General features: G+C 75.6%; 18 protein-coding genes and 1 pseudogene. 9 read left to right on the plus strand and 10 right to left on the minus strand.

Going from position 1 to position 25,087, the window contains the following annotated elements:
* Positions 1 to 55: 55 nt before the first annotated feature.
* Positions 56 to 805 (minus strand): hypothetical protein, encoded by a 750-nt coding sequence (locus ACIPSC_RS23825; protein ID WP_400828110.1) that lies wholly within the window; start codon positions 803 to 805, stop codon positions 56 to 58.
* Between the two features lie 64 nt (positions 806 to 869).
* Entirely contained in the window at positions 870 to 2,843 is a 1,974-nt protein-coding gene (locus ACIPSC_RS23830; protein ID WP_400828111.1) for a serine/threonine-protein kinase, read from the minus strand.
* Positions 2,844 to 3,112: 269 nt separating this feature from the next.
* Here ACIPSC_RS23830 and ACIPSC_RS23835 point away from each other — a divergent pair, with 269 nt between their 5' ends.
* Entirely contained in the window at positions 3,113 to 3,601 is a 489-nt protein-coding gene (locus ACIPSC_RS23835) for a glutathione peroxidase (protein WP_400828112.1), read from the plus strand.
* 134 nt (positions 3,602 to 3,735) lie between these two features.
* Here ACIPSC_RS23835 and ACIPSC_RS23840 read toward each other — a convergent pair whose 3' ends face one another.
* From ACIPSC_RS23840 to ACIPSC_RS23850, 3 genes are all read right to left on the minus strand, one after another.
* Positions 3,736 to 4,869, minus strand: coding sequence for a hypothetical protein (locus tag ACIPSC_RS23840; RefSeq protein ID WP_400828113.1), 1,134 nt, complete (start codon positions 4,867 to 4,869; stop codon positions 3,736 to 3,738).
* Positions 4,870 to 5,025: 156 nt separating this feature from the next.
* Complete coding sequence (locus ACIPSC_RS23845; RefSeq protein ID WP_400828114.1) at positions 5,026 to 6,966, minus strand: protein kinase; 1,941 nt, start codon at positions 6,964 to 6,966, stop codon at positions 5,026 to 5,028.
* 251 nt (positions 6,967 to 7,217) lie between these two features.
* Positions 7,218 to 8,144 (minus strand): LysR family transcriptional regulator, encoded by a 927-nt coding sequence (locus ACIPSC_RS23850; protein ID WP_400828115.1) that lies wholly within the window; start codon positions 8,142 to 8,144, stop codon positions 7,218 to 7,220.
* A gap of 96 nt (positions 8,145 to 8,240) precedes the next feature.
* On the opposite strand from ACIPSC_RS23850, the gene ACIPSC_RS23855 reads away from it, so the two are divergent.
* The 4 genes from ACIPSC_RS23855 (at position 8,241) to ACIPSC_RS23870 (ending at position 12,378) form a co-directional block, all read left to right on the plus strand.
* A complete protein-coding gene (locus ACIPSC_RS23855; protein WP_400828116.1) occupies positions 8,241 to 8,945 on the plus strand; it encodes a succinate dehydrogenase cytochrome b subunit in 705 nt (234 codons plus the stop codon).
* Between the two features lie 68 nt (positions 8,946 to 9,013).
* Positions 9,014 to 10,969, plus strand: coding sequence for a fumarate reductase/succinate dehydrogenase flavoprotein subunit (locus ACIPSC_RS23860; protein WP_400828133.1), 1,956 nt, complete (start codon positions 9,014 to 9,016; stop codon positions 10,967 to 10,969).
* Positions 10,966 to 11,703, plus strand: coding sequence for a succinate dehydrogenase/fumarate reductase iron-sulfur subunit (locus ACIPSC_RS23865; RefSeq protein WP_313762130.1), 738 nt, complete (start codon positions 10,966 to 10,968; stop codon positions 11,701 to 11,703). Before ACIPSC_RS23860 ends, ACIPSC_RS23865 begins: the two co-directional genes overlap by 4 nt.
* A gap of 372 nt (positions 11,704 to 12,075) precedes the next feature.
* A complete protein-coding gene (locus ACIPSC_RS23870; RefSeq protein WP_400828117.1) occupies positions 12,076 to 12,378 on the plus strand; it encodes a hypothetical protein in 303 nt (100 codons plus the stop codon).
* 100 nt (positions 12,379 to 12,478) lie between these two features.
* Here the strand turns inward: ACIPSC_RS23870 and ACIPSC_RS23875 are convergent, their stop codons facing one another.
* A complete protein-coding gene (locus tag ACIPSC_RS23875) occupies positions 12,479 to 13,405 on the minus strand; it encodes a DUF2797 domain-containing protein (protein WP_400828118.1) in 927 nt (308 codons plus the stop codon).
* Between the two features lie 149 nt (positions 13,406 to 13,554).
* Positions 13,555 to 16,020 (minus strand): penicillin acylase family protein, encoded by a 2,466-nt coding sequence (locus tag ACIPSC_RS23880; protein ID WP_400828119.1) that lies wholly within the window; start codon positions 16,018 to 16,020, stop codon positions 13,555 to 13,557.
* Between the two features lie 182 nt (positions 16,021 to 16,202).
* On the opposite strand from ACIPSC_RS23880, the gene ACIPSC_RS23885 reads away from it, so the two are divergent.
* Together ACIPSC_RS23885 and ACIPSC_RS23890 are read left to right on the plus strand one after the other, a co-directional pair.
* The gene (locus ACIPSC_RS23885) at positions 16,203 to 17,552 is read left to right on the plus strand and encodes an ALF repeat-containing protein (RefSeq protein WP_400828120.1); all 1,350 of its coding nucleotides are present in this window, start codon (positions 16,203 to 16,205) and stop codon (positions 17,550 to 17,552) included.
* Between the two features lie 201 nt (positions 17,553 to 17,753).
* Positions 17,754 to 18,818, plus strand: coding sequence for an ALF repeat-containing protein (locus ACIPSC_RS23890; RefSeq protein ID WP_400828121.1), 1,065 nt, complete (start codon positions 17,754 to 17,756; stop codon positions 18,816 to 18,818).
* A gap of 180 nt (positions 18,819 to 18,998) precedes the next feature.
* Here ACIPSC_RS23890 and ACIPSC_RS23895 read toward each other — a convergent pair whose 3' ends face one another.
* The 3 genes from ACIPSC_RS23895 to ACIPSC_RS23905 all read right to left on the minus strand — a co-directional run bounded on the left by ACIPSC_RS23895 (position 18,999) and on the right by ACIPSC_RS23905 (position 22,156).
* Positions 18,999 to 19,613 (minus strand): rhodanese-like domain-containing protein, encoded by a 615-nt coding sequence (locus ACIPSC_RS23895; RefSeq protein ID WP_400828122.1) that lies wholly within the window; start codon positions 19,611 to 19,613, stop codon positions 18,999 to 19,001.
* Between the two features lie 45 nt (positions 19,614 to 19,658).
* Positions 19,659 to 20,402 (minus strand): TSUP family transporter, encoded by a 744-nt coding sequence (locus ACIPSC_RS23900; RefSeq protein WP_400828123.1) that lies wholly within the window; start codon positions 20,400 to 20,402, stop codon positions 19,659 to 19,661.
* 362 nt (positions 20,403 to 20,764) lie between these two features.
* On the minus strand, positions 20,765 to 22,156 hold the full coding sequence (locus ACIPSC_RS23905; RefSeq protein WP_400828124.1) for a rhodanese-like domain-containing protein: 1,392 nt from the start codon (positions 22,154 to 22,156) through the stop codon (positions 20,765 to 20,767).
* Between the two features lie 450 nt (positions 22,157 to 22,606).
* Between ACIPSC_RS23905 and ACIPSC_RS23910 the strand changes: the two genes are divergently transcribed.
* Positions 22,607 to 24,766, plus strand: coding sequence for a restriction endonuclease (locus ACIPSC_RS23910; protein ID WP_400828125.1), 2,160 nt, complete (start codon positions 22,607 to 22,609; stop codon positions 24,764 to 24,766).
* Positions 24,767 to 24,988: 222 nt separating this feature from the next.
* Positions 24,989 to 25,087, plus strand: a pseudogene (locus tag ACIPSC_RS23915) (ABC transporter ATP-binding protein); the annotation flags it as partial.

A 25,087-nucleotide genomic window follows, 5' to 3' on the forward strand; every position in this document is an offset into this window, starting at 1 on the left:
GCACCCGGCCCCGGCCGGTGGCTCCACCCGGGCAGGGTCAGCCCCGGTCGGCGGCTCAGCCCTGGCAGGCGTAGGTGAACGAGGTGGCCGCACCCAGGTGCCGGGGCGCGAGGATGTCCACGGTCGCGGTCGCCTGCATCGTGCCGCGGCCGTCGAAGCTCCACCGCAGCACCAGGTCCGCCCGGCGCTCGCCCGACTGCACCGGCTGCACCAGCTCGCCGGAGGACGTGCCGTCGCTGCGCAGCCAGCGGTAGCGGATGGTGCCGGCGTGGCCGTCGGTGACGACCGTCGCGGTGATCACGGCCGTTCCGCCGCACGGCGGGCCGCCCGCCGGTTCGGCGGCGACGGTGACGCCGCCCAGGGCCAGCGGCGGTTCGGCCCGGCAGCGGACCAGGAGGAACGCGAGCAGGACGATCAGGACGGCCGCCGGGAGCAGCCACCGGACGCCCCGGCGCCGCCGGGGCGGCAGCGGCGGCTCGGACGGCGGGCCGTGCCAGACCGCCGCTGCCACCGGCGGCACGCCGGGGCCGAACCGGTGCACCTCGTACCGCGGTGGCTCGTACGGCGGTGGCTCATGCGGTGGCGGCTCGGGCTGCGGCGGCTCGTGACGCGGCGGCGCCGGTGCGGTGCCCGCCGTCGCGGTGCCCCAGACGGTCGGGTCGAGGTAGGTGGCGCACTCGGCCTCCTCGGCGGCGGGCGCAGCGCGGCCGAGCGGGACGGTCCGCTCGGGCAGCGGGCCGCCGCCGAGCCGGGCGGTCCGGTCGGAGTCGGAACCGGGGCCGGGCTCCGGTCGGGGCAGGGACATGGGAACCTCCGAGACGTGCAAGGCGAACGGACGGCGGGACGAGCCGGAGGAACCAGGGCGCGGATCACCCCGGCTCCTGGCAGCTGACGGCGTTCAGTTCCCGGTAGCCCGTCGTCGTCGTGCTGTCCGGCTTCGGATCGGTGACGACCCGGAGACCCCACAGGCGCGCCCCGTCCTCGCCGAACTCGTGGGACCGCGTGAGGGTGGTGGAGCCGGTGCCGAGCCGCACGGTCTCGGTGGCGACGGTCACCGGCGTGCTGTTCGCGCCCGAGCGGTGCTGCCAGTAGAGGGTGAGCGTGGCCCCGGACGGCCCGGACGTCACGACGGTGATCGTGGCCTGGGTCCCCCAGTGGCCGGCTTGGCAGTTGAGCGAGTCGATGCCCAGCGAGGCCACCCGGGTCACCGGCGGCGGGGTGGTGACGGTCGGCGGCGGCGGTGGTGGGGGGCTGACGGGGCGGGACGACGAGGTGGTCGGCGGGGTGGTCCGCGGCGTGTCCGTGAGCCTGGCCGTGGACGACGTGGTGGTGCCCGGGGTGGGCGGCGGGCCGGGCGGACGGCTCGGAGTCGGGCTCGGCGAGCGGCCCGACGTCGTACCGGTGGTCGGCGGCGTCGACGGCGAGGGCCGGGGCGGCTGCGACGTCGGCGAAGGAGTCGGAGACGGGGACTCGAACGGGGACGGCGGCGCGCTCTTCGCGGAGGACGCCGGCTCGGTGGGCGTCCGGCCGCCGGAGGACGCGGCGGATGTCGTGGGGCCGGACGGCGCCTCCGTCGTCTCCCCGCCACCGCCGCCCACCGGGCCCAGGGTGGTGGTGAGCTGCGGCATCGGACTGCCCAGCCCGGTCCGCTCCCCGCGGTCGCCGGTTCCGGCGACCGCCACCGCGGCCAGCGTGGCCACGGCCAGTGTGCTCGCCACCGCGCCGGCGACCGCCCTGGCGCGCCGGCGTCGCGGATGCTCGGCCCGGACCCGCCCGTGCAGCCCCAACCGCCGCACCGTCCGGCTCGCGGAGGCGCCCCCGCGCGGGTGCTCGGCCCTGGTCGCCGTGGAGCCGCCGCCGCGCACGTGCTCACCCCGGCTCGCCGCGGCACCCTGGGCGGCCACGAGCTCGGTGTGCGCCAGCGCCGTCGTCCCCCCGGGCAGCGGGACGGCCGCGCCCCACGGCAGCAGCATGGCCAGCAGGGCGACCAGCGCGGCGAGGTCGGACCGGCCGCGCTCCTCCCAGCGCCGGCCGTACCCGGCCGTGGCCACGGCCTCCAGCAGCCGGACGAACTCCGCCGCCCCGGCCGGCCGGTCCCCCGGCCGCTTCGCCAGACCGGCGCGGACCAGCGACCGGACGGCCTCCGGGACCAGCCCGTCCGGCACCGGCGACTCCTGGTGCTGGACCGCCAGCTCCGCCAGCGTCCCGCCGGTGTACGGGCGCGCGCCGGTCAGGCACTCGAAGAAGGTGACGGTCGCCGCGTAGACGTCGGCGGCGGGCGAGGCCGGCGCGCCGGTCCACTGCTCGGGCGCCAGGTACGCCGGGGTGCCGGAGATGTCCCGGTCGTCGCCGCTCGGCACGGCGATGCCGAAGTCGACCAGCTTGGTGGTGCCGTTCGCCGCGACGAGCACGTTGGCCGGCTTGTAGTCGCGGTGGACCAGCCCGACCGCGTGCGCGGCGGCCAGCCCCAGCAGGGAGCCCTTGAGCACCACCAGCGCCGCCTCCGGGGTGGTCGCCCCCTCCTCCCGGAGCAGCGCGCGCAGCGAGATGCCGTCGATCAGCTCCATGACGATCGCCGCGTACGGCCCGCTCTCCACGTACTCGTAGAGCCGGGTCACGTAGGGCGAGTCCACCCGGGCCAGGACGGCGGCCTCCCGGCGCAGCCCGGCTCCGCCCGCCGCGTCGTGCAGGTACTTGATCGCGACCGGTGTGCCGGTGGGGTCGTGGTGCGCGAGCACCACCCGCCCGGCCGCGCCCGCGCCGAGCTCCCGGATGTGGCGGTACTCCGGCAGCTCCCACTCGCCGCTCTCCGATCCCGTGCCGTCCTGCTCCCGGTCCCGCATCGCCAGCCCCCTCGGCCCGTCGTCCCGCAGCCGTCGACGCGGCCGCGGGACGACGGGTTCCCCACTTCGGGTACGGTCCGAACCCGGCCGCCGGCCGGTCGTACACCTCCGTCGGCATTCGCCCTGGCAGACCGCCTGACCTGGTCGAATGACGATCGGGAACAGACCGGCGCACTCGGGAGTTGTGCGCCACGGTGAGTCGCGCCCCGGCGCGCTCCGCACACCCCTGTTCCGATACCGACCCGTCCGACCGAACGAAGGGCATCTCCGTGAGCCTGTACGACATCCCGCTGCGCACCCTCTCCGGCGAGGCCGCCTCGCTGGGCGACTACAAGGGCAAGGCGCTGCTGATCGTCAACGTCGCCTCCAAGTGCGGCCTGACCCCGCAGTACGCGGGCCTGGAGCGGCTCCAGGAGCGGTACGCCGCGCGCGGCTTCACCGTGCTGGGCTTCCCGTCCAACCAGTTCGCCGGGCAGGAGCCGGGCAGCGCCGAGGAGATCCAGACCTTCTGCTCCACCACCTACGGTGTCTCCTTCCCGCTGTTCGAGAAGACGGACGTCAACGGCGACGACCGGCACCCGCTCTACGAGGTGCTGACCCGCACCGCCGACGCCGAGGGCCAGGCGGGCGACATCGCGTGGAACTTCGAGAAGTTCCTCGTCTCCCCGGACGGCACCGTGGCCGCCCGGATCCGCCCGCGCACCGAGCCGGAGTCGGACGAGGTCATCGCCGCGATCGAGGCCGTCCTCCCGGCCTGACCCACCCCGGCGACGCGAACGGGCCCGGGGCAGCAGCCCCGGGCCCGTTCGCGTCCGTCCGCGAGTCGGTGGAAACCCCTCACCGCCCCGGGGCCGGGAGGAGGCGGGCCTCCCGAGCACTCCGTACGCGCCGCTCAGGAACAGCGGTAGGGGAAGGAGGTGGCTGCGGTGCGGGTGTCCGGGGCGAGGATCTGCAGGGTCGCGGTGGCCTGGAGCTCGCCGCGGCCCTCGAAGCTCCAGCGCAGCACCAGGTCGGCCTTGCGGGCGCCGGACTCGACGTCCTGGCGGATCTCGTCGGAGGTGGTGCCGTCGCTGCGCAGCCAGCGGTAGCGGATGGTACCGGCGCCGCCGTTGGTCTCCACCGCCGCCGTGATCACCGCCGTGCCGCCGCAGCCGGGGCCGGCCGGGTCGGTGGTCACGCCGACGCCGGTGACCGCCAGGGCGGGCGAGGTGAAGCGCCAGAACAGGAAGGCCAGCAGGGCCAGGACGGCGAGCAGCACCGCCAGCGGCACCAGCCACCGGGACGCCCGGCGGCGTTCCGGCTGCTGCTGGTCCGGGAGGGTGGCGCCGTGCCAGACGGCGGCGGCCTGCGGCGGGACGCCGGGGCCGAAGCGCCGCAGCTCGCCGGGGGCGAAGGAACGTTCCTCCTGCGCGTCACCGGTGGACTTCGTGCCGCCGGTCGGCGAGGAGCCGGTCGGGTTGGTGGCGCTGCTCTCCACGGTGCCGGTCGCGTCCTCCTCGTTCGCCGCCGGCGGGGCGGGCACCGTCCTGCCGCCGGTCCGGGTGTCCACCAGAGTGCCGGTCTCCCCTGCCTCCGGGGCGCCGCCCCAGACCCGGGGGTCGAGGAAGGTCGCGCTCCCGGGGTCGTCGGCGTCGAGCCGGACGGTGGCCTCGGCGTCCGGCCCGGCGGCGGCCGGTGCCACGGCCGTCCGGGCCTGCTCGACGGTCCGCTCCCCCGTCACCGGACCGGACTCCAGCCGCACGGTCTCCTCGACGGCTCCCGAGCCTCCGGCCAGCCGGACCGTCTCCTCGACGGCTCCCGAGCCTCCGGCCAGCCGCACGGTCTCCTCCACCGCCTCCGAGCCGAGCCGGGCCGTCTGCTCGACGTCCTCCGGGGCTCCGGTGAGGCGCACCGTCAGTTCCTCCGTCGCCGGACCGGACCCGAGCCGGACGGTCTGCTCGGCGCCCTCCGGGGCCGCGCCGAGCCGGACGGTCCGGTCCGGTTCGGGCGCCGGGGCCGCGGCGGAGTCGGGGCGGGACGTGGGCATGGCTCCTCCGGAGAGCGGGGTGGGGACGAGTGGTTCGGGGCCGGTCGGTGACGGACCGGATCGGGGGGAGGCGTGCCGGCGCCGACTCGACGGCACCGGCACAGGGGCTCGGGCTCAGGGGCTCGGGCTCAGCGGCTCAAGCTCAGGGGCGCGGGCTCAGCGGGGCGGGTCGCAGACGAAGGCGTTGACCGTGTCCGACGTCTTGCCCGGCTTGCCCGCCGCCGGGCTGGTGCCGATCCGCACGCCCCAGGTCGGGAAGGTGTCGGCCGAGCCGAAGTCGTGCGCCCGGGTGACGGTGGCGCGACCGCCCTGGATCGCCACCGTGTCGGTCGCGACGGTGACCGACCGTCCGCCGGAGGTGTGGAACCAGCTCAGCGTCAGCGTCCCGCTGCCGGTGCCCTGGGCGACCACCGTGACCGTCGCGCTCAGGCTCCAACGGCCGCTGCAGGTCAGCGCGTCCAGGTTCACCGTGCTGACCGCGAGGGTGGCCGGCGCCACGGTCGGGGTCGGCGTGGGGGTGACGACCGACGTCGGAGCGACGACGGTCGTGGGGGCGGCCGGACCGGCGGGCGGGGCCGTCGGGGGCGGCGAGGCCGGGCCGGCGGGCGGCGGGGTCGGCTGCCCGGGCGCGGGGGCTCCGGTGGCCGGCGGGGCGCCCTTGGTGGTCGGTGCCCCACCGGTCGGCGAAGCGCCGGAGGGTCCGGCCGTCGGGGAGCCGGCCGTGGCGGTGGCGCTCGGGCTGCCGGAGGCCGACGGCGTGTCCGTCGAGGCGGACGGCGAGGCGGACGGGGTGTCGGTGGCGCTGCTCGCCGCGGGCGACGGTCCGCCGGTCGGGTCGGTCGTGCCGAGCGTGGTGGTGGCCTCGGGGGCCGCCCCGCCGGTGACCGTGTGGGCGCCGCCGTCGGCGGCCCCCGCCATCGCCATGCCCGCCAGGGTGGCCAGGGTCAGGGTGCCGGCCACGACCCCGACCAGCGCCTTGCCGCGGCTGCCGAGCCGCGCCCCGCGGCGCACCAGCGTCTCGCGGACCGGGGCCGCCGGAGCGGTGCCGGCCTCGGCGGCGGCGTCCAGGCCCGCCGTGAGGACGGTGCCGGCCGCCTCGGTGCCGACCGCTCCCCCGCCGCCCAGGGCGGTGTGGGCCAGCGTGGTGCCGCCCGCGGCGCCGCCGGCACCGGGCAGCAGCAGCGCGAGCAGGGCCACCAGCGCGACCAGGTCGAGGCAGCCCTTCTCCTCCCAGTCCGGCCCGTACGCGGCCGCCGCGACGGCCTCCAGCTCCTCGACCAGGGCGGCCGCGCTGTCGGGGCGGTCCGCCGGGTCCTTGGCGAGGCCGGAGAGGATCAGCGGGCGGACCGGGTCCGGCGCCTGCTCGGCCGGGATCGGGGCCTCGGTGTGCTGGACGGCGAGCTCGGCGATCGTGGTGCCGGCGTAGGGGCGGGCGCCGGTCAGGCACTCGAAGAAGGTGACGGTGGCGGCGTAGACGTCGCCGGCGGGCGAGGCGGGCCGCCCCGCCCACTGCTCGGGCGGCATGTAGGCGGGCGTGCCGGAGACGTCGCCCTCCTCCCCGCGCGCCACCGCGATGCCGAAGTCGACCAGCTTGGAGGTGCCCGCAGTGTCGACCAGGACGTTGGCGGGCTTGTAGTCGCGGTGCACCACCCCGGCCTCGTGGGCGGCGGCCAGGCCCAGCAGCGAGCCCTTGAGGACCACCAGGGCGGCCTCCGGGGTGGTGGCGCCCTCGGCGCGGAGCAGGTCGCGCAGCGCGATGCCGTCCACCAGCTCCATCACGATGGCCGAGCCGCGCTCGCCCTCCACGTACTCGTAGAGCCGGGTGACGTGCGGGGAGTCGACGGCCGCGAGGACCTCGGCCTCCTCGCGCAGGCCGGAGGTGCCGACGGAGCCGTGCAGGTACTTGATCGCGACCGGGGTGCCGGTCTCCCGGTGGTGGGCGAGCACGACCCGGCCGCTGGCGCCGGCGCCGAGCTCCCGCTCGTGGAGGTAGTCGGGGAGCTCCCAGGGGCGCTCGTCCTCGATCTCCGGCGCGCCGCCCGCGGGGGCGCTGTCGCCCCCGACCGGTCTGCCGTCCAGCTGCTTCCCGTCGCCCATCGCGTCGTACTCCCCGTGATTTCCTGCTCGCCCGTGACTGCTCTGCTCGGCACTGCGGCGACGCACCATACGGCACCGCGGTCACTGCACGGGACGCACGCCCGTGAACACGGGGTTCCGGGCCGGTGGCGGTTCCGGATCACGATTCGGGTGCTTCGCACACCCTGCCAACCAATCGCGCGAACAGTCGGGTGCGGCGGACCCGGCGGCAAGGCCCGGCGGACCCCGGCGGCGCGGAGCCGGCGCCCCGCTCAGGCCAGCAGCAGCCGGGTGCCCGGCGGCAGCTCGCCGTCCCGGGCGGCGTCCCGCAGGTGGGCCAGCAGGGTCTCGCGCAGCGCGGCCGCGGCCCGGGTGAGCGGCACCTCGCGGCCGTGCGCCACGGCGATGTTCCGCCCCAGACCGGGCCCGGCGAACGGGGTGACGGCCAGCCCGGAGCGGGCCGCCACCATGCCCGGCAGCACGGCCGGGCCGAGGCCGGCGCCGACGAAGCCGAGCACCGCGTCCATCTCGCCGCCCTCCACCGCGAACTCCGGCTCGAACCCGGCAGCCCGGCAGGCCTCCAGGGTCGCCTCGCGGACGTCGTAGCCCTCGCGGAACATCACCAGCGGCCGCCCGCGCAGCTCCGCCACCCGGACCTTGCGGCGGCGCCCCTCGGCGGACCGGGAGACCAGCACCAGCTCCTCGTGCAGCAGCTCGGTCACGTCCAGCGCGGGCGCCGCCTCGCCGCTCGGCGGTGTGATGATCAGCGCGAGGTCCAGCTCGCCCGCCGCCAGCGTGCGGACCAGGTCGCGCGAGCCGCCCTCGCGGACCAGCAGCGCCACGCCCGGGTAGCGGTCCCGGAAGACCCGCAGCACGTCCGGCACCAGGCTGGTGCACAGGCTCGGCGGCGCCCCGAGCCGGACCCGGCCGCGGCGCAGCTGGACCGTCTCCTGGACGGCCAGCCGGGCGCTCTCGGTGTCGGCGAGGATGCGCCGGGCGAGCGGCAGCAGCGCGTCGCCGGCGTCGGTGAGGGCGATGTTGCCCCGGGTGCGGTGGAACAGCTCGGCGCCCAACTCGCGCTCCAGGGCGCGGATCTGCTGGGAGAGCGAGGGCTGGGCCACGTGCGCCGCCTCGGCGGCCCGGGTGAAGTGGCGGGTCTCGGCGACCGCGACGAAGTAGCGGAGTTGCTGGAGCTGCACCCGGCCAGGATAGGCGTGGACGATAGGTGCCGGCTATGGCGGCGAGCCGCATCATGTCTTGGACGCACTGGACGGCCCGTCCCTACCGTTGCTGCCATGACAACCGCGACTCGGACGGCCCGGCACCCGTCCACACTGGTGACGCTGTGGCGGTCGACCGTCGGCAAGAAGGCCGTCATGGCCGTCAGCGGACTGGTCATGCTGCTGTACCTGGTCGCCCACATGCTGGGCAACCTGAAGATCTTCTTCGGTCCGGACGAGCTGAACGGCTACGCGCACTGGCTTCGCACCCTCGGCGAGCCGTTCCTGCGGTACGAGTGGTTCCTCTGGATCGCCCGCGCCGGCCTGCTGGCCGCCGTGGTGCTGCACGGCGTGTCCGCGTACCAGCTGAGCCGGCGCGACATCGCGGCCCGGCCGAGCAAGTACGTGCACAAGCGGCGGCGGGCGAGCTACGCGACCCGGACGATGCGCTGGGGCGGGGTGATCCTGGGGCTGTTCATCGTCTGGCACATCCTGGACCTGACCACGCTCACCGTGAACCCCAACGCCGAGCACGGCAAGCCGTACCAGAACATCGTGGCCTCCTTCTCGAACTGGTACAGCTGCGTGATCTACGTCGTCGCGATGCTGGCCGTCGGCCTGCACGTCCGGCACGGGTTCTGGAGCGCCGCACAGACCCTGGGCGCCTCCAACGCCCGCCGGGAGAAGGCGCTGAAGCTGGCCGCCAACGGCCTCGCCCTGGTGCTGACCGTGGGCTTCCTGTCCGTCCCCGTGGCCGTGATGGCCGGAGTGGTGAGTTGAACACCGTGAACCCGTCGAGCACCGACAGCACCGGGCACACCCCGGGCGCGCAGAGCGGCGAGAGCGCCGTGAACACCGCGATCCCCTACGCCGAGTACGGCGTCGGCGCTCCGATCGCCGACGCCAAGGCCCCCGCCGGGCCGATCGAACAGCGCTGGGACCAGCGGCGGTTCGAGGCCAAGCTGGTCAACCCGGCCAACCGGCGCAAGCACACCGTGATCGTGGTCGGCACCGGCCTGGCGGGCGGCGCGGCCGGCGCCACGCTGGCCGAACAGGGCTACCACGTGGTGCAGTTCTGCTTCCAGGACTCCCCGCGGCGCGCCCACTCGATCGCCGCGCAGGGCGGCATCAACGCGGCCAAGAACTACCGCAACGACGGCGACTCGATCCGCCGGCTCTTCTACGACACGGTCAAGGGCGGCGACTTCCGCGCCCGCGAGTCCAACGTGCACCGCCTCGCCCAGGTCTCGGTGGAGATCATCGACCAGTGCGTGGCGCAGGGCGTCCCGTTCGCCCGCGAGTACGGCGGCCTGCTCGACACCCGCTCCTTCGGCGGCGTGCAGGTCTCCCGCACCTTCTACGCCCGCGGCCAGACGGGCCAGCAGCTGCTGCTCGGCGCCTACCAGGCGCTGTCGCGGCAGATCGCCGCCGGCAACGTGGAGATGCACCCGCGCACCGAGATGCTCGACCTGCTGGTGGTGGACGGCCGGGCCCGCGGCATCGTCGCCCGCGACCTGGTGACCGGCGAGATCTCCACCCACACCGCCGACGCCGTGGTGCTCGCCACCGGCGGCTACGGCAACGTCTTCTACCTCTCCACCAACGCCAAGAACTCCAACGCCACCGCCGTCTGGCGGGCGCACCGGCGCGGCGCGTACTTCGCCAACCCGTGCTTCACCCAGATCCACCCGACCTGCATCCCGCGGTCCGGGGAGCACCAGTCCAAGCTCACCCTGATGAGCGAGTCGCTGCGCAACGACGGCCGGATCTGGGTGCCCAAGGCCAAGGGCGACACCCGGCCGCCGGCCGAGATCCCCGAGGCCGAGCGGGACTACTACCTGGAGCGGATCTACCCCTCCTTCGGCAACCTGGTGCCGCGCGACATCGCCTCCCGGGCCGCCAAGAACGTCTGCGACGAGGGCCGCGGCGTCGGCCCCGGCGGCCAGGGCGTCTACCTGGACTTCGCCGACGCGATCCGCCGGATGGGCCGCGACGCCGTCGCCGCCAAGTACGGCAACCTGTTCGAGATGTACGAGCGGATCACCGCCGAGGACCCGTACCGGGTACCGATGCGGATCTACCCGGCGATCCACTACACCATGGGCGGACTCTGGGTCGACTACGACCTGCAGACCACGGTGCCGGGCCTGTTCGCGATCGGCGAGGCCAACTTCTCCGACCACGGCGCCAACCGGCTCGGCGCCAGCGCGCTGATGCAGGGCCTGGCCGACGGCTACTTCGTCCTCCCGCCGACCCTGAACGACTACCTGGCCCGCAACCCGCTGCCGGCCGTCCCCGCGGACCACGGGGAGATCGCCGCCGCCGAGGCCGAGGTGGCCGACCGGCTCAACCTCATCCTCGCGGTCGACGGCGACCGCACGCCCGACTCATTCCACCGCGAGCTGGGCGAACTCCTCTGGGACGAGTGCGGGATGGCCCGCGACGCGGCCGGCCTGCGCCGCGCCCTCGACCGGATCCCGAAGCTGCGGGACGAGTTCTGGCGCCGGATCAAGGTGCCCGGCACCGGCCAGGAGCTCAACCAGTCACTGGAGAAGGCCAACCGGCTGGTCGACTACTTCGAGCTGGCCGAGCTGATGTGCCTGGACGCCCTGCACCGGGCCGAATCCTGCGGCGGCCACTTCCGCACCGAGAGCCAGACCGCGGACGGCGAGGCCGCCCGGCGCGACGAGGACTACAGCTACGCCGCCGCCTGGGAGTTCACCGGCACCGGCACGGCACCGGTCCTCCACCGCGAAGAGCTCGACTTCGAGCACGTCCACCCCACCCAGCGGAGCTACGCATGAACCTCACCCTGCGCATCTGGCGCCAGGCGGGCCCGGACGCACCCGGCTCGATGACCACCTACAAGGTCTCCGGGATCAGCCCCGACATGTCCTTCCTGGAGATGCTCGACACCCTCAACGAGGAGCTGATCACCCGCGGCGACACGCCCGTCGCCTTCGACCACGACTGCCGCGAGGGCATCTGCGGCGCCTGCGGCATGGTCATCAACGGCCAGGCCCACGGCCCCGAGCGGACCACCACCTGCCAGCTGCACATGCGGCACTTCAAGGACGGCGACACCATCGACATCGAGCCGTGGCGGGCCTCGGCCTTCCCGGTGGTCAAGGACCTGGTGGTGGACCGTTCGGCGTTCGACCGGATCATCGGCTCCGGCGGCTACATCACCGCCCCGACCGGCAGCGCGCCCGACGCGCACGCCACCCCGGTGCCCAAGGAGGCCGCCGACACGGCCTTCGAGCACGCCGAGTGCATCGGCTGCGGCGCCTGCGTGGCCGCCTGCCCGAACGGCTCGGCGATGCTGTTCACCTCCGCCAAGGTGGTCCACCTCAACGTCCTGCCGCAGGGCGCACCGGAGCGGAAGTCCCGGGTGCGGAACATGGTCGCCGCGATGGACGCCGAGGGCTTCGGCGGCTGCACCAACACCGGCGAGTGCGCCACCGCCTGCCCGAAGGGCATCCCGCTGCCGAGCATCGCGGCGATGAACCGCGAGTTCCTCCGCAGCTCCCTGGGCTGAGCCCGGAGTTCGTGCCGGCAGCTCACCGTGGGCCCCTTCCGGACGGGAGGGGCCCACCGGCGTGTCCGGGGCCCGTCGTGCACCGGCCCAGGTCGCACGGGCGGCGCGTGCCGGTGCGGCGTGCGCTCCCCACACGGGTGGTCGTTCGTCAGGAGCGGCGCCGGGCGCGGCAATTCGCGCTACGGTGGGTCCCCGCGCCAAGGAGGGTCATATGCCTGAGGTTCAGGCCTGCACCGGGTGTGGCGGGTCCGGGGGGACCCAGAAGACCGAAGCCTCGGTCGAGCTGGACGAGGAAGGGAGCATGGTGCCGAGGGTCGACACCTTCTGGTCGCCATGCGGTCGGTGCCACGGATCCGGGACGGTGATCGTCGGATGAGGATGGTCTTCGAGTGCGTCGAGTGCGGCGCCCACTACTTACCGCCGGAGGGCATGGTGTACCCGGACGGGCCCGCCTCGCCCGTCTGGTGCGCGGACTGCCAGGCGGCCAAGCGCGCGGCGGGCCTGCGGGAGGACCCGCTGCTCGCGCGGGTGGCGCTGGCCTCCGCCCGGGCCGCACTGGCGCGGCGGGCGGCGGAGGCCGAGCCGCCCGCCCGCAGCGACGTCCGGCCGTCCCGGCCCCCGGCGTCGCGCCGCGCGCGGTCGGGCCCGGGCGGGGTGCGCGGCAAGCTGGCCTGAGCGGTTCGACCGCCGGCCGCCCGGGCGGCGGACCGGCGGGCGACCGCCGGACTGCCGCCCGGGCGGCGGCGGGCGGCCGCGCGCCGTCGGACGTCAGACCTCAGAACAGCGCCTCCTGGGTGTCCGGCACCTCGGGACGCGCCCGCGGGCGCACGACCAGCCCCGACGCCGGACGGCCGGCGGCCTGCGTGAGCGTCCACCCGGTCAGCAGCCGGGTGTCGAGCAGCAGCGGCTCACCGCCGTCCGGCTGGTCGAGCAGCAGATGGCGGCCGATCGGGGGGCGCAGCGTCCCGGCGACCACCGCGCCCGGGGCCAGCGTCTCGATCCGCCCGTAGGCGGCCGGGGCGCCGTCGGCCAGGCCGAACAGCGCGACGTGGTCGGTGACCGGGTGGTCGGCCAGCAGCTCCACCGCGTGTCCGGCCAGCAGCCGGTGCGCCGCGGTGCGGGCGTCCAGCAGTAGCGTCCGGCGGTGCGCCGCGTCGCCGGGCGACCACCAGTGGTCCGGCTTCGTCCGGGCGTTGAACCGCTCCCGGGCCAGCCCCGAGGCCGCGATCGTGAGTTCGGCCCGGCGGACGGCGGGCAGCGCGCCACGGGCGGCGAACGTCCAGGCCAGCGCGCCCTGTTCGAGCAGCCGGCTGGTGCCGCGCTGCTCGGCGGTCAGGCCCACCTTCAGCAGGCCGTCGCCGAACCAGGCGAGGTAGAGGCGGTAGGTGCGCCCGTCGTCGAGGATCTGGTCCCGGGCCAGCGCGAGGCCGCGGTCCACGCTCTGGCAGGCGGCGCACTGGACGGCGCCGCCGTCGGGCTCGATCGCGGCGTGGTGCGGACAGGGCGTCCGCTCGGTCGCGCCGGCCAGCCAGGCGCCGGTGCAGCGGCGGGGCCCGCCCAGCAGCCAGCCGACCGCGGTGCCGGGCTCCGCCACCCGCTCGTGCACCCGGCGCCCGTGCACGGCGCTGAGCACCGGCCGCCCGTCCCGCCACTGCAGCCCGGTGGAGATCCACCCGCCGCCCGCCTGCTGCCCTGTGCCCATGCCTGCCCCTCCGTCCGAACCAGCGAGGTTACCCGCTGCCCCGGACGGACCGCCGTCGAGCTGCGGGGACGGCCCCCGCGGGTGTAAGGGATCGCACCGGCGGGGCGCCGGGGCGGGTGGCCCCGGCACCCTTGGTGGGTCCGACGGTGTCAGCGGACCAGGGTGGTCACCGCGAGGCCCGGTGCCGCCTTGATCTCGGCCTCGGTGAACCGCTCCGTCACCCACGCCTTGCGGGCGAAGAGGCGGGTCTGGTCGGTGTAGTGCGGCGAGGCGGGATCGGCGGACTCCCCGTAGGTGAGCAGCGTCCGGCTCCGCGGGCCCTGCGGCGTCATCTCGACGGCCATCATGAAGCTGGAGCCGTGCGGGATCGTCGTGAGGTCGGCCGGCCGGGTGGCGCCGCCCGCGCCCGACGCCGGGCCGGCGGTGAGCACGTTGAAGCAGCCCAGCCCGCCGGAGCAGCCCGGCAGCGGGATGCCCGCCCAGCGCTGGACCAGGCCGATCGGCGCGTCCGGCGGGGTGCCCCGGGCCGACAGCTGCTGCACCGCGTCGGCGAGCGCGCGCCGGGCCGCCGGGTTCTCGCCATCGATCCCGCGCGGGGTGGTGAGCGGCTGCGCCGGGTCGTACGGCACGCGCCACCAGGTGGGCCGGCCGCTGCGGCCCAGCGCCTGCTGGAACGCCTGCCAGAGCACCGTGCCCCGGCTGTCCGCGTCGGCGCGGGTGTCCCAGGCGGCGAGCACGTCGCAGGCGGCGCGGACGTCCACGGCGGTGCCGTCGGTCGCGGTCGGCGCGGGGTGGGCCCGGCACATCGCCACAGCGTCGTCGCGGCTCAGCTCGGCCGTGTACACCCGGTCGCCGAGCGCGGTCGCCTGGAGCGTGGGCAGGGTGAACCCCGGGCCGCCCAGCCCGTCGGCGCCGGTGCGGCGGTCGTCGATCATCCGCAGGCCCAGCTGCGCGCGCGACCCGAGCCGGCTGCCGCTGTTGTAGACGGCGGGGAGCCCGGCCAGCGGTGCGTCCGCGTTGGTGTAGTAGGGGCCGTTGTTCGAGTTGGCGACGTAGTCGGTCCGGGTCAGCGCCGGCTGGTTGGCCGGGCCGTAGACGCCGGGCACCAGCGCGTCCGGGTCGCTCCCCCAGTCGCAGGCCGTGGTGGAGCCGTCCAGCGTGGCGCCGAGCTCGTCGGCCTCGACGGTGCACCCGGTGCGCTGCTCGTCGGTGAGGTGCGGGACGGCGGAGCTGTCGGTGAAGTAGGCCGTGCCGCCGGCGTCGGTGGCGATGGTGTACGTCCAGGGGATGCCCTGGTAGGTGCGCTGGGCCTGCTTCAGCTGGTCCAGGGTGCGGGCGCGGCCCATCGCCAGCCACTCGTTCATCGAGCGCAGGTTGCCGGCGTTGGCGTCGCGGAGGGTGTAGGCGTGCTCGGCGGACCAGCCGTCGGCCAGCACCGGCCCGTACCGGGAGGTGTAGAGCGTGGCGGTGACGGTGGAGAGCGTGCCGTCGGCGGCGCGGACGGTCACCGGGACGCTCTGCCGCCCCATCGGCTCGCGCCGGCCGTCGACCAGGTAGCCGGTCGGGTCGCCGGGGGCGAGCTCCAGCCGGTAGAGCGAGGCGTGGTCGGCGTAGCTGGTGGTGTGCGTCCAGGCGAGGTCCCGGCTGTGGCCGATCTCGACCATCGGGGTGCCGTAGATGCTCCCGCCGGCGACGTCCAGGACGCCGGGGACGGTGAGGTGGACCTGGTAGAAGCGGTCGCTGCCGGCCCACTTGAGGTGCGGGTTGGCGAGCAGCATGCCGTGGCCGTCGCGGGTCGCGTCGCGCCCGAGGGCCCAGCCGTTGCTGCCCAGGTCGGCGGCCTCGCCCGCGGGGCGCACGGGGCGCGGCGCGGGTTCGGGCGTTCCGGCGGGTGCGGGGGTTCCGGCGGGTGCGGCGTCGGCCCGTGGGGTGCCCGGCGGTGCGGCCGAGCCGATCTGGCCCTTGTACGCGGACGCGCCGCCGGCGGTGTTCAGGTCCAGCAGCAGCGTCCAGAGGTCCGTGGCGCTGATCGGGCCGACCCACTCCTTGCCCCGGCAGGTCGGGTCGGGCAACCTCCCGACGCCCGTGTCGCGCAGGTAGCGGTTGTACCCGGCCGCGTAGCCCTCGACCATCCGGCGAAGCTCGGGCGTCGGGCCCAGCGGGGCCGGCCGGTCCAGCAGCCGCTGCACGGTGCCGGACCGGTTCAGGCCCTGGAAGTAGGTGTCACTGGCCAGGTTGGCGACGTGGGGGTCGTCGGCCGAGGCCTCGGCGGGGCCGAAGTACCGGGACCGCTCACCGCGCAGCGTCAGCACGTGGTCGGCCAGCTGGCACAGGTTGTCCTGCGCGAACGCGTACCCGTACCCGTAGCCGAGGCCGCCGAAGTCGCGCGCCAGGATGTGCGGGACGCCGTACTCGGTCCGCCGGATCTTCGCGGTGTAGCCGCCGCGTTCCTGGAGCTCCTCGGGGCCGGCCGCCTGCGCGGGCCCGGGCGCCAGCGCGGCGGCCGAGAGCGCGGTGAGGCAGAGGCCCACGGCGGCGGTCCGCAACCGTGCGGGTAAGGAGCGGTGTCGGCGCCCGGCCGGCGCCGGTGCTCGGTGCGTCGTCTGCTCTGTCATGGGATCAGGCTGCCTGCGGCGCCCCCGGCCGCACATCGCTCCCGCGAAGGACCGGGGGTGGTCCTGTCGATGTACACCGGGTGGCGCCCGCCTGTCACAGAAGTCGTTGGTATGACAACCGCGCCAAACGATCTATGCTGACCCGCGTTCACGATCGCTCCACATGAAGCAGGTTTACGCGCATGAAGCTGCCCAAGGTCTCGGCGGTCATCGCCGCTGCCGTGCTGGCACCCGTTCTGCTCCAGTCGCCGGCCTCCGCCGCCGACAACTCGCAGCCCACCGGCGTCACCGGCCCCGACACGGCCTCCGACGCCGCCGACGACCACGGCACCGCACAGGAGAAGAGCGACCGCGCCGAGATCGAGCGGATCATCGCGGGCACGGAGAGCTGGTCCAAGGTCCGTGAGGTCGGCGAGAAGGCCCTCAAGGGCACCGCCGCCGACCTGCGCCACTTCCTGGAGGTGGAACTGGAGCCCGCACGTCACACCGACAACCGGGTCCTCATCGCTCGGGTCCTCGACGGCGCCGGCCCGGCGGTCACGAAGGCGGGCGAGAAGGCTCTCAGGGGCACCTATGCGGAGAGCGAGGCCTTCCTGAAGGAGGGCCAGTTCACCGCCCGCGCCGAGGACAACGACCGCGCGGAGATCGAGCGCATCCTCGCCGACAAGGAGACCGGCCCCGGCGTCCGCGAGGCAGCCGAGCAGGCCCTCAAGGGCACCGCCACCGACATGCACCACTTCCTGACGGTCAAGATGCCAAGGGTCCGGGAGGGCGACGACCGGGTCAAGCTCATGCAGATCCTGTCCCGGGGCGGCCCGGCCGTGCGGGCAGCGGCCAACACGGCGATGAGCGGCACCTACGAGGACGTCGTCAAGTTCCTGAAGGAGGGCCAGTACACCGCCCGCGCCGAGGACAACGACCGCGCGGAGATCGAGCGCATCCTCGCCGACAAGGAGACCGGCCCCGGCGTCCGCGAGGCAGCCGAGAAGGCCCTCAAGGGCACCGCCGCCGACTTCCGCCACTTCCTCCAGGTGGAGCTGGAGAAGCAGCGCCAGGACGACAACCGCGTCCTGGCCGCCCAGATCGGCGAGGCCGGCGGCCCTGCCGTCCGCAAGGCCAGCGGCAAGGCCTTCGACGGGACCTACGGGGACATCCTGTACTTCCTGAAGGAGGGCCAGTACATCGCCCGCGCCGAGGACGAGGCCGCCGCGGCCGCCGCCAAGGCCGAGCAGGCGAAGACCGCCAAGCAGCAGCCCCAGACCCAGGCCCAGACCCAGGGCACCACCGGCGGCCAGCAGCAGACCGCCAACCAGACCGCGCAGACCGCCGCGGTCGTCACCGCCGTCTCCAACCCGGTCACCAACCCCGCCCCGGCCACCAGCGGCACCACCACCGTCACCGCCACCAGCGGCCAGCTCGCCGCCACCGGCGCCAACGACGGCCTCGGCCTGGAGGCCGGCGGCGCCGCCGCAGCCGTCGCCGCCGGCGCCGCACTCGTCGCCATCAGCCGCCGCCGCACCACCCAGAGCTGACACCCCGACAGAACACCTTGACGCCCCGGCCATCCGGCCGGGGCGCCGCTGCACGACGACCCGGTCGACGCGTGCGCGACCGCCGGGAAGGTCGTGTCCACCGGACCCGCTGCCGCGAGGAAATGTCGGTATGACAACCATGGAAAACGATCTATGCTGACCCGCGTTCACGATCTCTCCTCATAAAGCAGGTTTACGCGCATGAAGCTGCCCAAGGTCTCGGCGGTCATCGCCGCTGCCGTGCTGGCACCCGTTCTGCTCCAGTCGCCGGCCTCCGCCGCCGACAACCCGCAGCCCACCGGCGTCACCGGCCCCGACACCGCGTCCGACGCCGCCGACGACCACGGCACCGCACAGGAGAAGAGCGACCGCGCCGAGATCGAGCGGATCCTCGCCGACAAGGAGTCCGGCCCCGGCGTCCGCGAGGCTGCCGAGAAGGCCCTCAAGGGCACCGCCGCCGACATGCGCCACTTCCTTGAGGTCGAGCTGGAGGAGCAGCGGCGGGACGACAACCGCGTCCTGACCGCCCAGATCGCCGAGACGGGCGGACCGGCGGTCCAGAAGGCCGCCGGCGCGGCGCTCAGGGGCACCTACGCGGACATCCTGTCCTTCCTGAAGGAGGGTCAGTACACCGCCCGCGCCGAGGACAACGACCGCGCGGAGATCGAGCGCATCCTCGCCGACAAGGAGACCGGCCCCGGCGTCCGCGAGACCGCCGAGAAGGCCCTCAAGGGCACCGCCGCCGACATGCGCCGCTTCCTGACGGTCGAGATGCCGAGCGCCCGGCAGGACGACGACCGGGTCAAGCTCTCCCAGATCATGTTCCGGGGCGGCCCGGCCGTGAAGGCAGCGGCCGGCAAGGCGCTCGACGGCACCTACGCGGACGTCGTCAAGTTCCTCAAGGAGGGCCAGTACACCGCCCGCGCCGAGGACGAGGCCGCCGCGGCCGCCGCCAAGGCCGAGCAGGCGAAGACCGCCAAGCAGCAGCCCCAGACCCAGGCCCAGACCCAGGGCACCACCGGCGGCCAGCAGCAGACCGCCAACCAGACCGCGCAGACCGCCGCGGTCGTCACCGCCGTCTCCAACCCGGTCACCAACCCTGCCCCGGCCACCAGCGGCACCACCACCGTCACCGCCACCAGCGGCCAGCTCGCCGCCACCGGCGCCAACGACGGCCTCGGCCTGGAGGCCGGCGGCGCCGCCGCAGCCGTCGCCGCCGGCGCCGCACTCGTCGCCATCAGCCGCCGCCGCACCACCCAGAGCTGACACCCCGGCACCAAGCCCCACGGCGCCCCGGCCACCCGGCCGGGGCGCCGCTGCCTACGGGGAAGCAAGATCGATCTCGAACCGCGGGGGAACGAACTCGTCTCCGGCTACGGGCAGAAGACGGGTATCGGTACGCTCACCAGGGGCTGAGCCGCCTTGATCCGGGGGCGCGCGGGCCGGTCACGAGCCGGTGTGCGGGGCCGGCTCGGAGCGCCCCGTGGCGAGGGCGTTCAGCGTGGCGGCCAGGTCGTGGCGGTGGCCGGTGCGCGGACGGTTGTGCGGGAGGCGCGACAGCATCGCGCCCATCGCGCAGGTGTTGGTGACGGCGGAGAACAGCAGGCCCGCGCCGACCGCGGCCGAGAACCAGCGCGCGCCGGGCAGGACCAGGTCGACGAGCAGGCCGGCCAGCACCAAGACGCCCGCCGCGAAGCGAATCTGACGATCCATCGGCCAGGGCGCCTTGGCGGGTGCGCCCTCGGGGCGGTCAACGGCGTGCCCGGCGGCGGCCCAGGCGGACGTGCCGCCGACGAGCGTGGCGGCCGGGATGCCGGCGGCGGCGAGGTCGGTGCAGGCCCGGCCGGAGCGGGCGCCCGAGGCGCAGACCACCAGCAGCCCGCCGCGCCCGGCGGCCTCACGCAGCGCGGGCAGGGCCCGGCCGAGCTGGTCGAGCGGGACGTTCAGCGCGCCGGGGACGTGGCCGGCCGCGTACTCGCCGTGGGTGCGGACGTCGACGACGGTGAGGGTGGACAGCCGGGGGTGGGCCTGCTCGGGGGTGAGTGCGGTGGGGGTGGGCACAACAGACTTCCTTCCGTGGTGAAGAGGGGGTGGGGGTACGGGGGCTCAGAGGACGGCGTCGACACCCATGACCGCCGCGACGGCGAGCAGCAGGGCTGCAAAGGCCCGCCGCAGGGTGGAGCCGGAGAAGCGGGCCGCCAGCCGCTTGCCGTCCCAGGCGCCGAGCACGGCCGCGGCGGTGAAGGGGGCGATCACCGCCCAGTCCAGGCCCGAGCCAGCGCCGCCGCGGGTGGCGAGGGAGGCCGAGGCGTTCACGGCGATCACCGGGAGGCTGGTGCCGACGGCGGCCTCCATCGACAGGCCGACCGCGGTCACCAGGGCCGGCACCGCGAGGAAGCCGCCGCCCACTCCGAGCAGTCCGGTGACGGCGCCGAGCCCGGCGCCGGTGGCGGCTGCCCGCGCCGGGCCGGCCGTCGCGGCCTCCCGCTGCCGGGCCGGGCGCAGCATCCGGATCGCCGCCACTGCCGCGACCAGGGCGAAGGCCGCTGTGAGCAGCGACTGTGGCAGCCGCGCGGCGGCGGCTCCGGCGAGGGCGGCGGGGAGCAGCCCGGCGGCGGCGAAGGCGAGCGCGACGCGCCAGCGGATGTTCCCGGCCCTGGTGTGGGCGACGATCGCGGAGACCGAGGTGGCCAGGACGATCATCAGCCCGGCGGTGGTGGCGGCGGCCGGGCTCAGTCCGAGCAGGTAGATCAGGGCGGGGACGGCCAGGATGCCGCCTCCTCCGCCGAGGCCGCCGAGTACGAGCCCGACCACGGCCCCGGCGGCGAGGGCCAGTACCAGGGTGATCACGTGCACCGCCGGGGGTGCGGGCGGGCGGGGTGCGGGCGGGTGGCGCTGCGCGGCCGGGGCGGAGCACCGCCGGGTACGGCGTGGGGTACGGCAGCGGGTACGACGTGGGATATTCGCCCGGCCGTGCCGGGCCGCGGGCGCCAGGTGACTGTTCGGCCGGCCGTGCGCCCGGGCGGTCGGACGGTGTGGGGCCGGGCGACATGGGGCCGGGCGGTACAGGGTCGGACGGTGGGCGGTCGGGAGGCGTGACAGCGGGGGTCATCGGGGCGGTGCATGGGCAGTGACTCCGGGTGGTGCGGTGGTACAGGCGGTGCAGTGGGTGGGGTGCACTGGGTGCCGGCAGTGCCGGCAGTCCAGGCCGCTCAGGCGCCGGCCGTGCCCTCGGCGCCGGCGGTGATCGGCAGCCCGGCCGCCGCCGCCGCGTCGAAGCCGTCGTCGACGGCGACGATCTGCCGCCCGGCGGCGTCCAGCAGTGAGGCGGCGACGGCCGCGCGCATGCCGCCGGCGCAGTGGACCCAGAGCACGCCCTCGGGCAGTTCGCCGCTGCGGCGGTGCAGCTGGTGCAGCGGGATGTGCAGGGTGCCCTCGATCCGGGCGGCGCTCCGCTCGCCGTCGCGGCGGACGTCGAGGACCAGCGGTGGCTCGTCCTCCGTCAGCGCCTTCGCCAGGTCGGCGAAGGTGGCGCGCCGGAAGGAGCGCAGCTGCTCGCCGGGGCGCAGCCAGCCGGCGGGGTCGCCGGTGGCCGCGGCGGCGGGGCGGTCGATGCCGACCCGGACGAGTTCGCGCTGGGCGGCGGCCAGCTGCTCGGGGCTCTCGGCGAGCAGGGTGACGGGCTTGCCCCAGGGGATCAGCCAGGCCAGGTAGGTGGCGAGCTTGCCGTCGCCCTCGAAGTTGAAGGAGCCGGCCAGGTGCCCGGCGGCGAAGGCGGTGCGGGCGCGCAGGTCGACGACCCACTCGCCGGCGGCGAGGCGTCGGGCGAGTTCGGCGGGGTCGGCGGGGCTCGCCGGGGTGAGGTCGACCGGGGCCGGCCCGGCGCTGTTCACCGGGCCCATGTGGGCGTAGTAGGCGGGGACGTCGTCGAGGCCGGCGAGCAGGTCGGCGACGAAGGTGTCGACGTCCTTGACGAGCGCGTCGTTGCGGCGGCGTTCGGCGCCGACGGTGGTGGCGTCGGTGTCGGCCTGGCCGGCGGAGCAGAAGCTGCCGAAGCCGTGGGTGGGCAGAACGGGGACTTCGTCGGCCAGCTGGTCGGCGAGGCGGTGGGCCGAGGCGTGCTGGGCGCGGGCGAGCCGCTCGGTGAGCCGGGGCTCGACCAGGTCGGGGCGGCCGACGGTGCCGATCAGCAGGGAGCCGCCGGTGAAGGCGGCGACGTCGCGGCCCTGCTCGCTGAGGACGTAGGCGGTGTGGTGCGGGGTGTGGCCGGGGGTGGCGACGGCCCGCAGGCTCAGGCCCTCGGCCGGGTCCACGTCGAAGTCGTCGCCGTCGTGGACCAGCACGCGCCGGTAGGAGACGTCGGCCCCGGCGGGGACGAGGTAGTGGGCACCGGTGATCCGGGCCAGTTCCAGTCCACCGGTGACGTAGTCGTTGTGGACGTGGGTCTCGGCCACGTAGGCGATGCGGACGCCGCGCCTGGCTGCCGCGGCGATCACCTGGTCGATGTCGCGCGGCGGGTCGACGGCGACCGCCCCACCGGGGCCGCCGGTGAGGTAGCTGCGGTTGCCGAGGCCTTCGATCTCCAGGGTGTCGACGAAGAACACGTGGTCGCTCCTTCTCACGATCTCTGACGGTTTACCCCCCGGGGTATCTGATTTCGACTGTAGCAGAGATACCCCCGGGGGCATCGGAACGAGCGCGACGGCGCCGGGCCGCCCAGGCGCCCGGGCACACCGCCGCACAGCCGCACAGCCGCCTGCCGGCCAGGAGACGGCGCTGCGCGCGGCCGCGGCGCACGGGCTGCGGCCGGCGGCCGGGCGCGCGTTCGGCTTCGACGAGGCACCGCAGGCCTTCCGCGCCTTCGCGGACCGGGAGCCGGTCGGCGAGGTGGTGATCCGCACGGCCGGCCGACGGCGGCCCGCCCCTGACGCCGCCGCAGGTCACAGGGCGCTTCGCCGGTTCGCCCGTCCACGTTCTATTGTGGCGGGCGCGGTGGGCGGCGCGGCCGGGAGGCCGGCGCCGCGCCGGTCGGGTGCGGAGCGAAGGGGTGGACGGTGGCGGGGCGGCGGAACAACGGGGTGCTGGCGGTCTGGGCGGAGGCGCAGCGGCAGCAGCAGCGCCGGGAGGAGGCCCGCTGGCGCGCCCAGGCGGCCGAGGAGCGGCGGCGCGAGCGCGAGGCCCGGGAGGCCCAGCGGGCGGCGGCGCGGGGCGAGCGCGAGGCGCTGCGGGCGTACCAGCAGTCGCGGGAGGCCGAGGCGGCCCGGCGGACGGCCGAACTGGACGGCCGGGTCGAGGAGTTGCGCGGGCTGCTGGCCGCCGGGCTGGGCCGGCCGGCGTTCAGCCCGCAGGCGCTGCTGGCGCCGCGCACGCTGCCGCCGTTCGAGCCGGGCCGGCTCGGCGAGCCGGTGCCGATGCCGGACCAGGCGCGCTACCAGGTGCCGCCGCCGGACCCGGTGCAGGCGCGCAACCCGGGGGTGTGGCAGCAGTACGAGCAGTACGTGGCGCAGGCCCGGGCCCGGTTCGAGCAGGACTGGTACGCGGCGCAGGCCGCGGAGGCGGACCGGCAGCGCCGGCTGGCCGAGTACCACGGCCAGTACCTGGAGTGGGTGGCCCAGCACCGCCGGCAGGACGAGGAACGGGCCGCCGGCACCCGGGAGTTGCTGCAGCGGCTGCGGTCCGGCGAGGCGGAGGCGGTGCAGGAGTACTTCAGCGCCGTGCTGTACGGATCGGCGGGCTGGCCGGAGGGCTTCCCGCACCGGCTGGTCGCGGCCTGGGAGGCGTCCACCCGCCAGCTGGTGGTCAACTGGGAGCTGCCGGGCGCGGACGTGGTGCCGTCGAGCGCGCGGGTGCGCTACGTGAAGGCGGACGACCGGGAGGCCGAGGTGGCCCGCCCTGCCACCGAGCGCAAGGCGCTGTACAAGGAGGTGCTGGCGCAGAGCGCGCTGCGGGTGGTGACCGAGCTGTTCCGGGCGGACGGCGACGGGCTGCTGGCCTCGGTGGTGCTGAACGGCTTCGTCCGCGGGATCGACCCGGCGACCGGCCGGGAGGCGGAGCGGTTCCTGTCCACGGTGACGGTGGACCGGGCCGAGTTCGCGGGGCTGGCGCTCGACCGGGTGGCGGCCGTGGAGTGCTTCCAGGGGCTCGGCGGCAAGCTGTCGGCGCGGCCCGAGCGGCTGGACGAGGTGCGGCCGGACCGGCTGCCGGAGACGGTCGGCGGCAGTGTGGCCGGGCAGGGCGGCGAGGAGGAGCCGGACCTCTTCGAGATGGACCCGATCGAGTTCGAGGAGCTGATCGCCGAGCTGTTCCGGCTGCGCGGGTTCCGGGTGATGACCACCGCCCGCAGCGGCGACGCCGGGGTGGACGTGGTCGCGGAGGACCTCGATCCGGTGACCGGCGGACGGATCGTCATCCAGGCCAAGCGGTACCGCTCGACGGTCTCCCCCACCGCCGTCCGCGACCTGGACTCGACGGTGCGCCACCACGGCGCCATCAAGGGCATCCTGGTGACCACGGCCGGGTTCGGGCCGGGCTCCTACGAGTACATCCACAACAAGCCGCTGACGCTGGTGAGCGGGCCGGAGCTGGTCGAGCTGCTGGCGGAGCAGGGCCTGCGCGGGCGGCTCGGCGGCGGGGGCTCCGCCGCTCCCCGGCGGGCCGCCGCGGCGGGCGCCGCCGCCGAGGCCGCCGAGGCCGCGGAGGCCGCCACCACCGTGCGGCTGTCCTGGCAGAGCCGGACGGCCGGCGGGGACGCGGTGGAGCTGGACGTCTCCGCCTTCGTCTGCGCGAGCGGGAGGGTGGTCAGCGACGAGCACTTCGTGTTCTTCAACAACCCGCAGGACCCGGACGGCGCCGTGCGCCTCCACCCCACCCGCTCGGTGCCCGGCGAGCCGGTCCGGGCGGCCGAACTGACGCTGGATCCGGAGCGGCTGCCGGCCGGGGCGGACGAGGTGGTGGTCGCGGTCTCGACCGAGGAGGAGGAGCCGCCCGCCGTACCGCTCGGCTATGTGCACGGGCTGGCCCTCGCCGGCTCGTACGGGCCGCACACCGCCGGGCCGGAGCGCTGGGCGGCGGCGACGGGCGGCATGCCGGAGACCGCGATGCTGGTCGGCTCGTTCCAACGGCGCGGCGGTGCCTGGACGTTCGCGCCGTCCGGGAAGGCGGTGGCGGGCGGGCTGGCCGGCCTCGCGGTGCACTGGGGCGTCGCGATCGAGTGACCGGGAAGCCCGCTCCGAGGTCCGGCCCCGGCCCGATGGTCTCGGGGCCCGGCGCCCTCAGGGGTCGGTGTCATACCTGAGGAGGAGAGCGCTCCCCGCCGTCCCGCCGGGACGGCGGGGGGCCTCCGTACCCCGGGGCGACACTTCCGACCTGCGCGGATTGGGAGGATTGAACGGAACCCGATCATCCGAATCCGTCCCCGCAGGAGTTTCCCCGTGACGATGCCCGCAACCGCCGTCCGCACCGGCCGGGCGGCCGCCCGCGCCACCGGCCTGAACAAGGTCTACGGGGAGGGGGAGACCCGCGTCGTCGCCCTCGAC

The organism is Kitasatospora sp. NPDC090091 (genome assembly GCF_044747365.1).
Classification (GTDB): Bacteria; Actinomycetota; Actinomycetes; order Streptomycetales; family Streptomycetaceae; genus Kitasatospora.

Bases quoted from the DNA above. Each gene is read 5' to 3' on its own strand.
- ACIPSC_RS23840 (WP_400828113.1), bottom strand. From the start codon at position 4,869: ATGCCCACGTCCCGCCCCGACTCCGCCGCGGCCCCGGCGCCCGAACCG.
- ACIPSC_RS23885 (WP_400828120.1), top strand. From the start codon at position 16,203: ATGAAGCTGCCCAAGGTCTCGGCGGTCATCGCCGCTGCCGTGCTGGCA.
- ACIPSC_RS23830 (WP_400828111.1), bottom strand. From the start codon at position 2,843: ATGCGGGACCGGGAGCAGGACGGCACGGGATCGGAGAGCGGCGAGTGG.
- ACIPSC_RS23825 (WP_400828110.1), bottom strand. From the start codon at position 805: ATGTCCCTGCCCCGACCGGAGCCCGGCCCCGGTTCCGACTCCGACCGG.
- ACIPSC_RS23845 (WP_400828114.1), bottom strand. From the start codon at position 6,966: ATGGGCGACGGGAAGCAGCTGGACGGCAGACCGGTCGGGGGCGACAGC.
- ACIPSC_RS23865 (WP_313762130.1), top strand. From the start codon at position 10,966: ATGAACCTCACCCTGCGCATCTGGCGCCAGGCGGGCCCGGACGCACCC.
- ACIPSC_RS23870 (WP_400828117.1), top strand. From the start codon at position 12,076: ATGAGGATGGTCTTCGAGTGCGTCGAGTGCGGCGCCCACTACTTACCG.
- ACIPSC_RS23890 (WP_400828121.1), top strand. From the start codon at position 17,754: ATGAAGCTGCCCAAGGTCTCGGCGGTCATCGCCGCTGCCGTGCTGGCA.
- ACIPSC_RS23875 (WP_400828118.1), bottom strand. From the start codon at position 13,405: ATGGGCACAGGGCAGCAGGCGGGCGGCGGGTGGATCTCCACCGGGCTG.
- ACIPSC_RS23855 (WP_400828116.1), top strand. From the start codon at position 8,241: ATGACAACCGCGACTCGGACGGCCCGGCACCCGTCCACACTGGTGACG.
- ACIPSC_RS23880 (WP_400828119.1), bottom strand. From the start codon at position 16,020: ATGACAGAGCAGACGACGCACCGAGCACCGGCGCCGGCCGGGCGCCGA.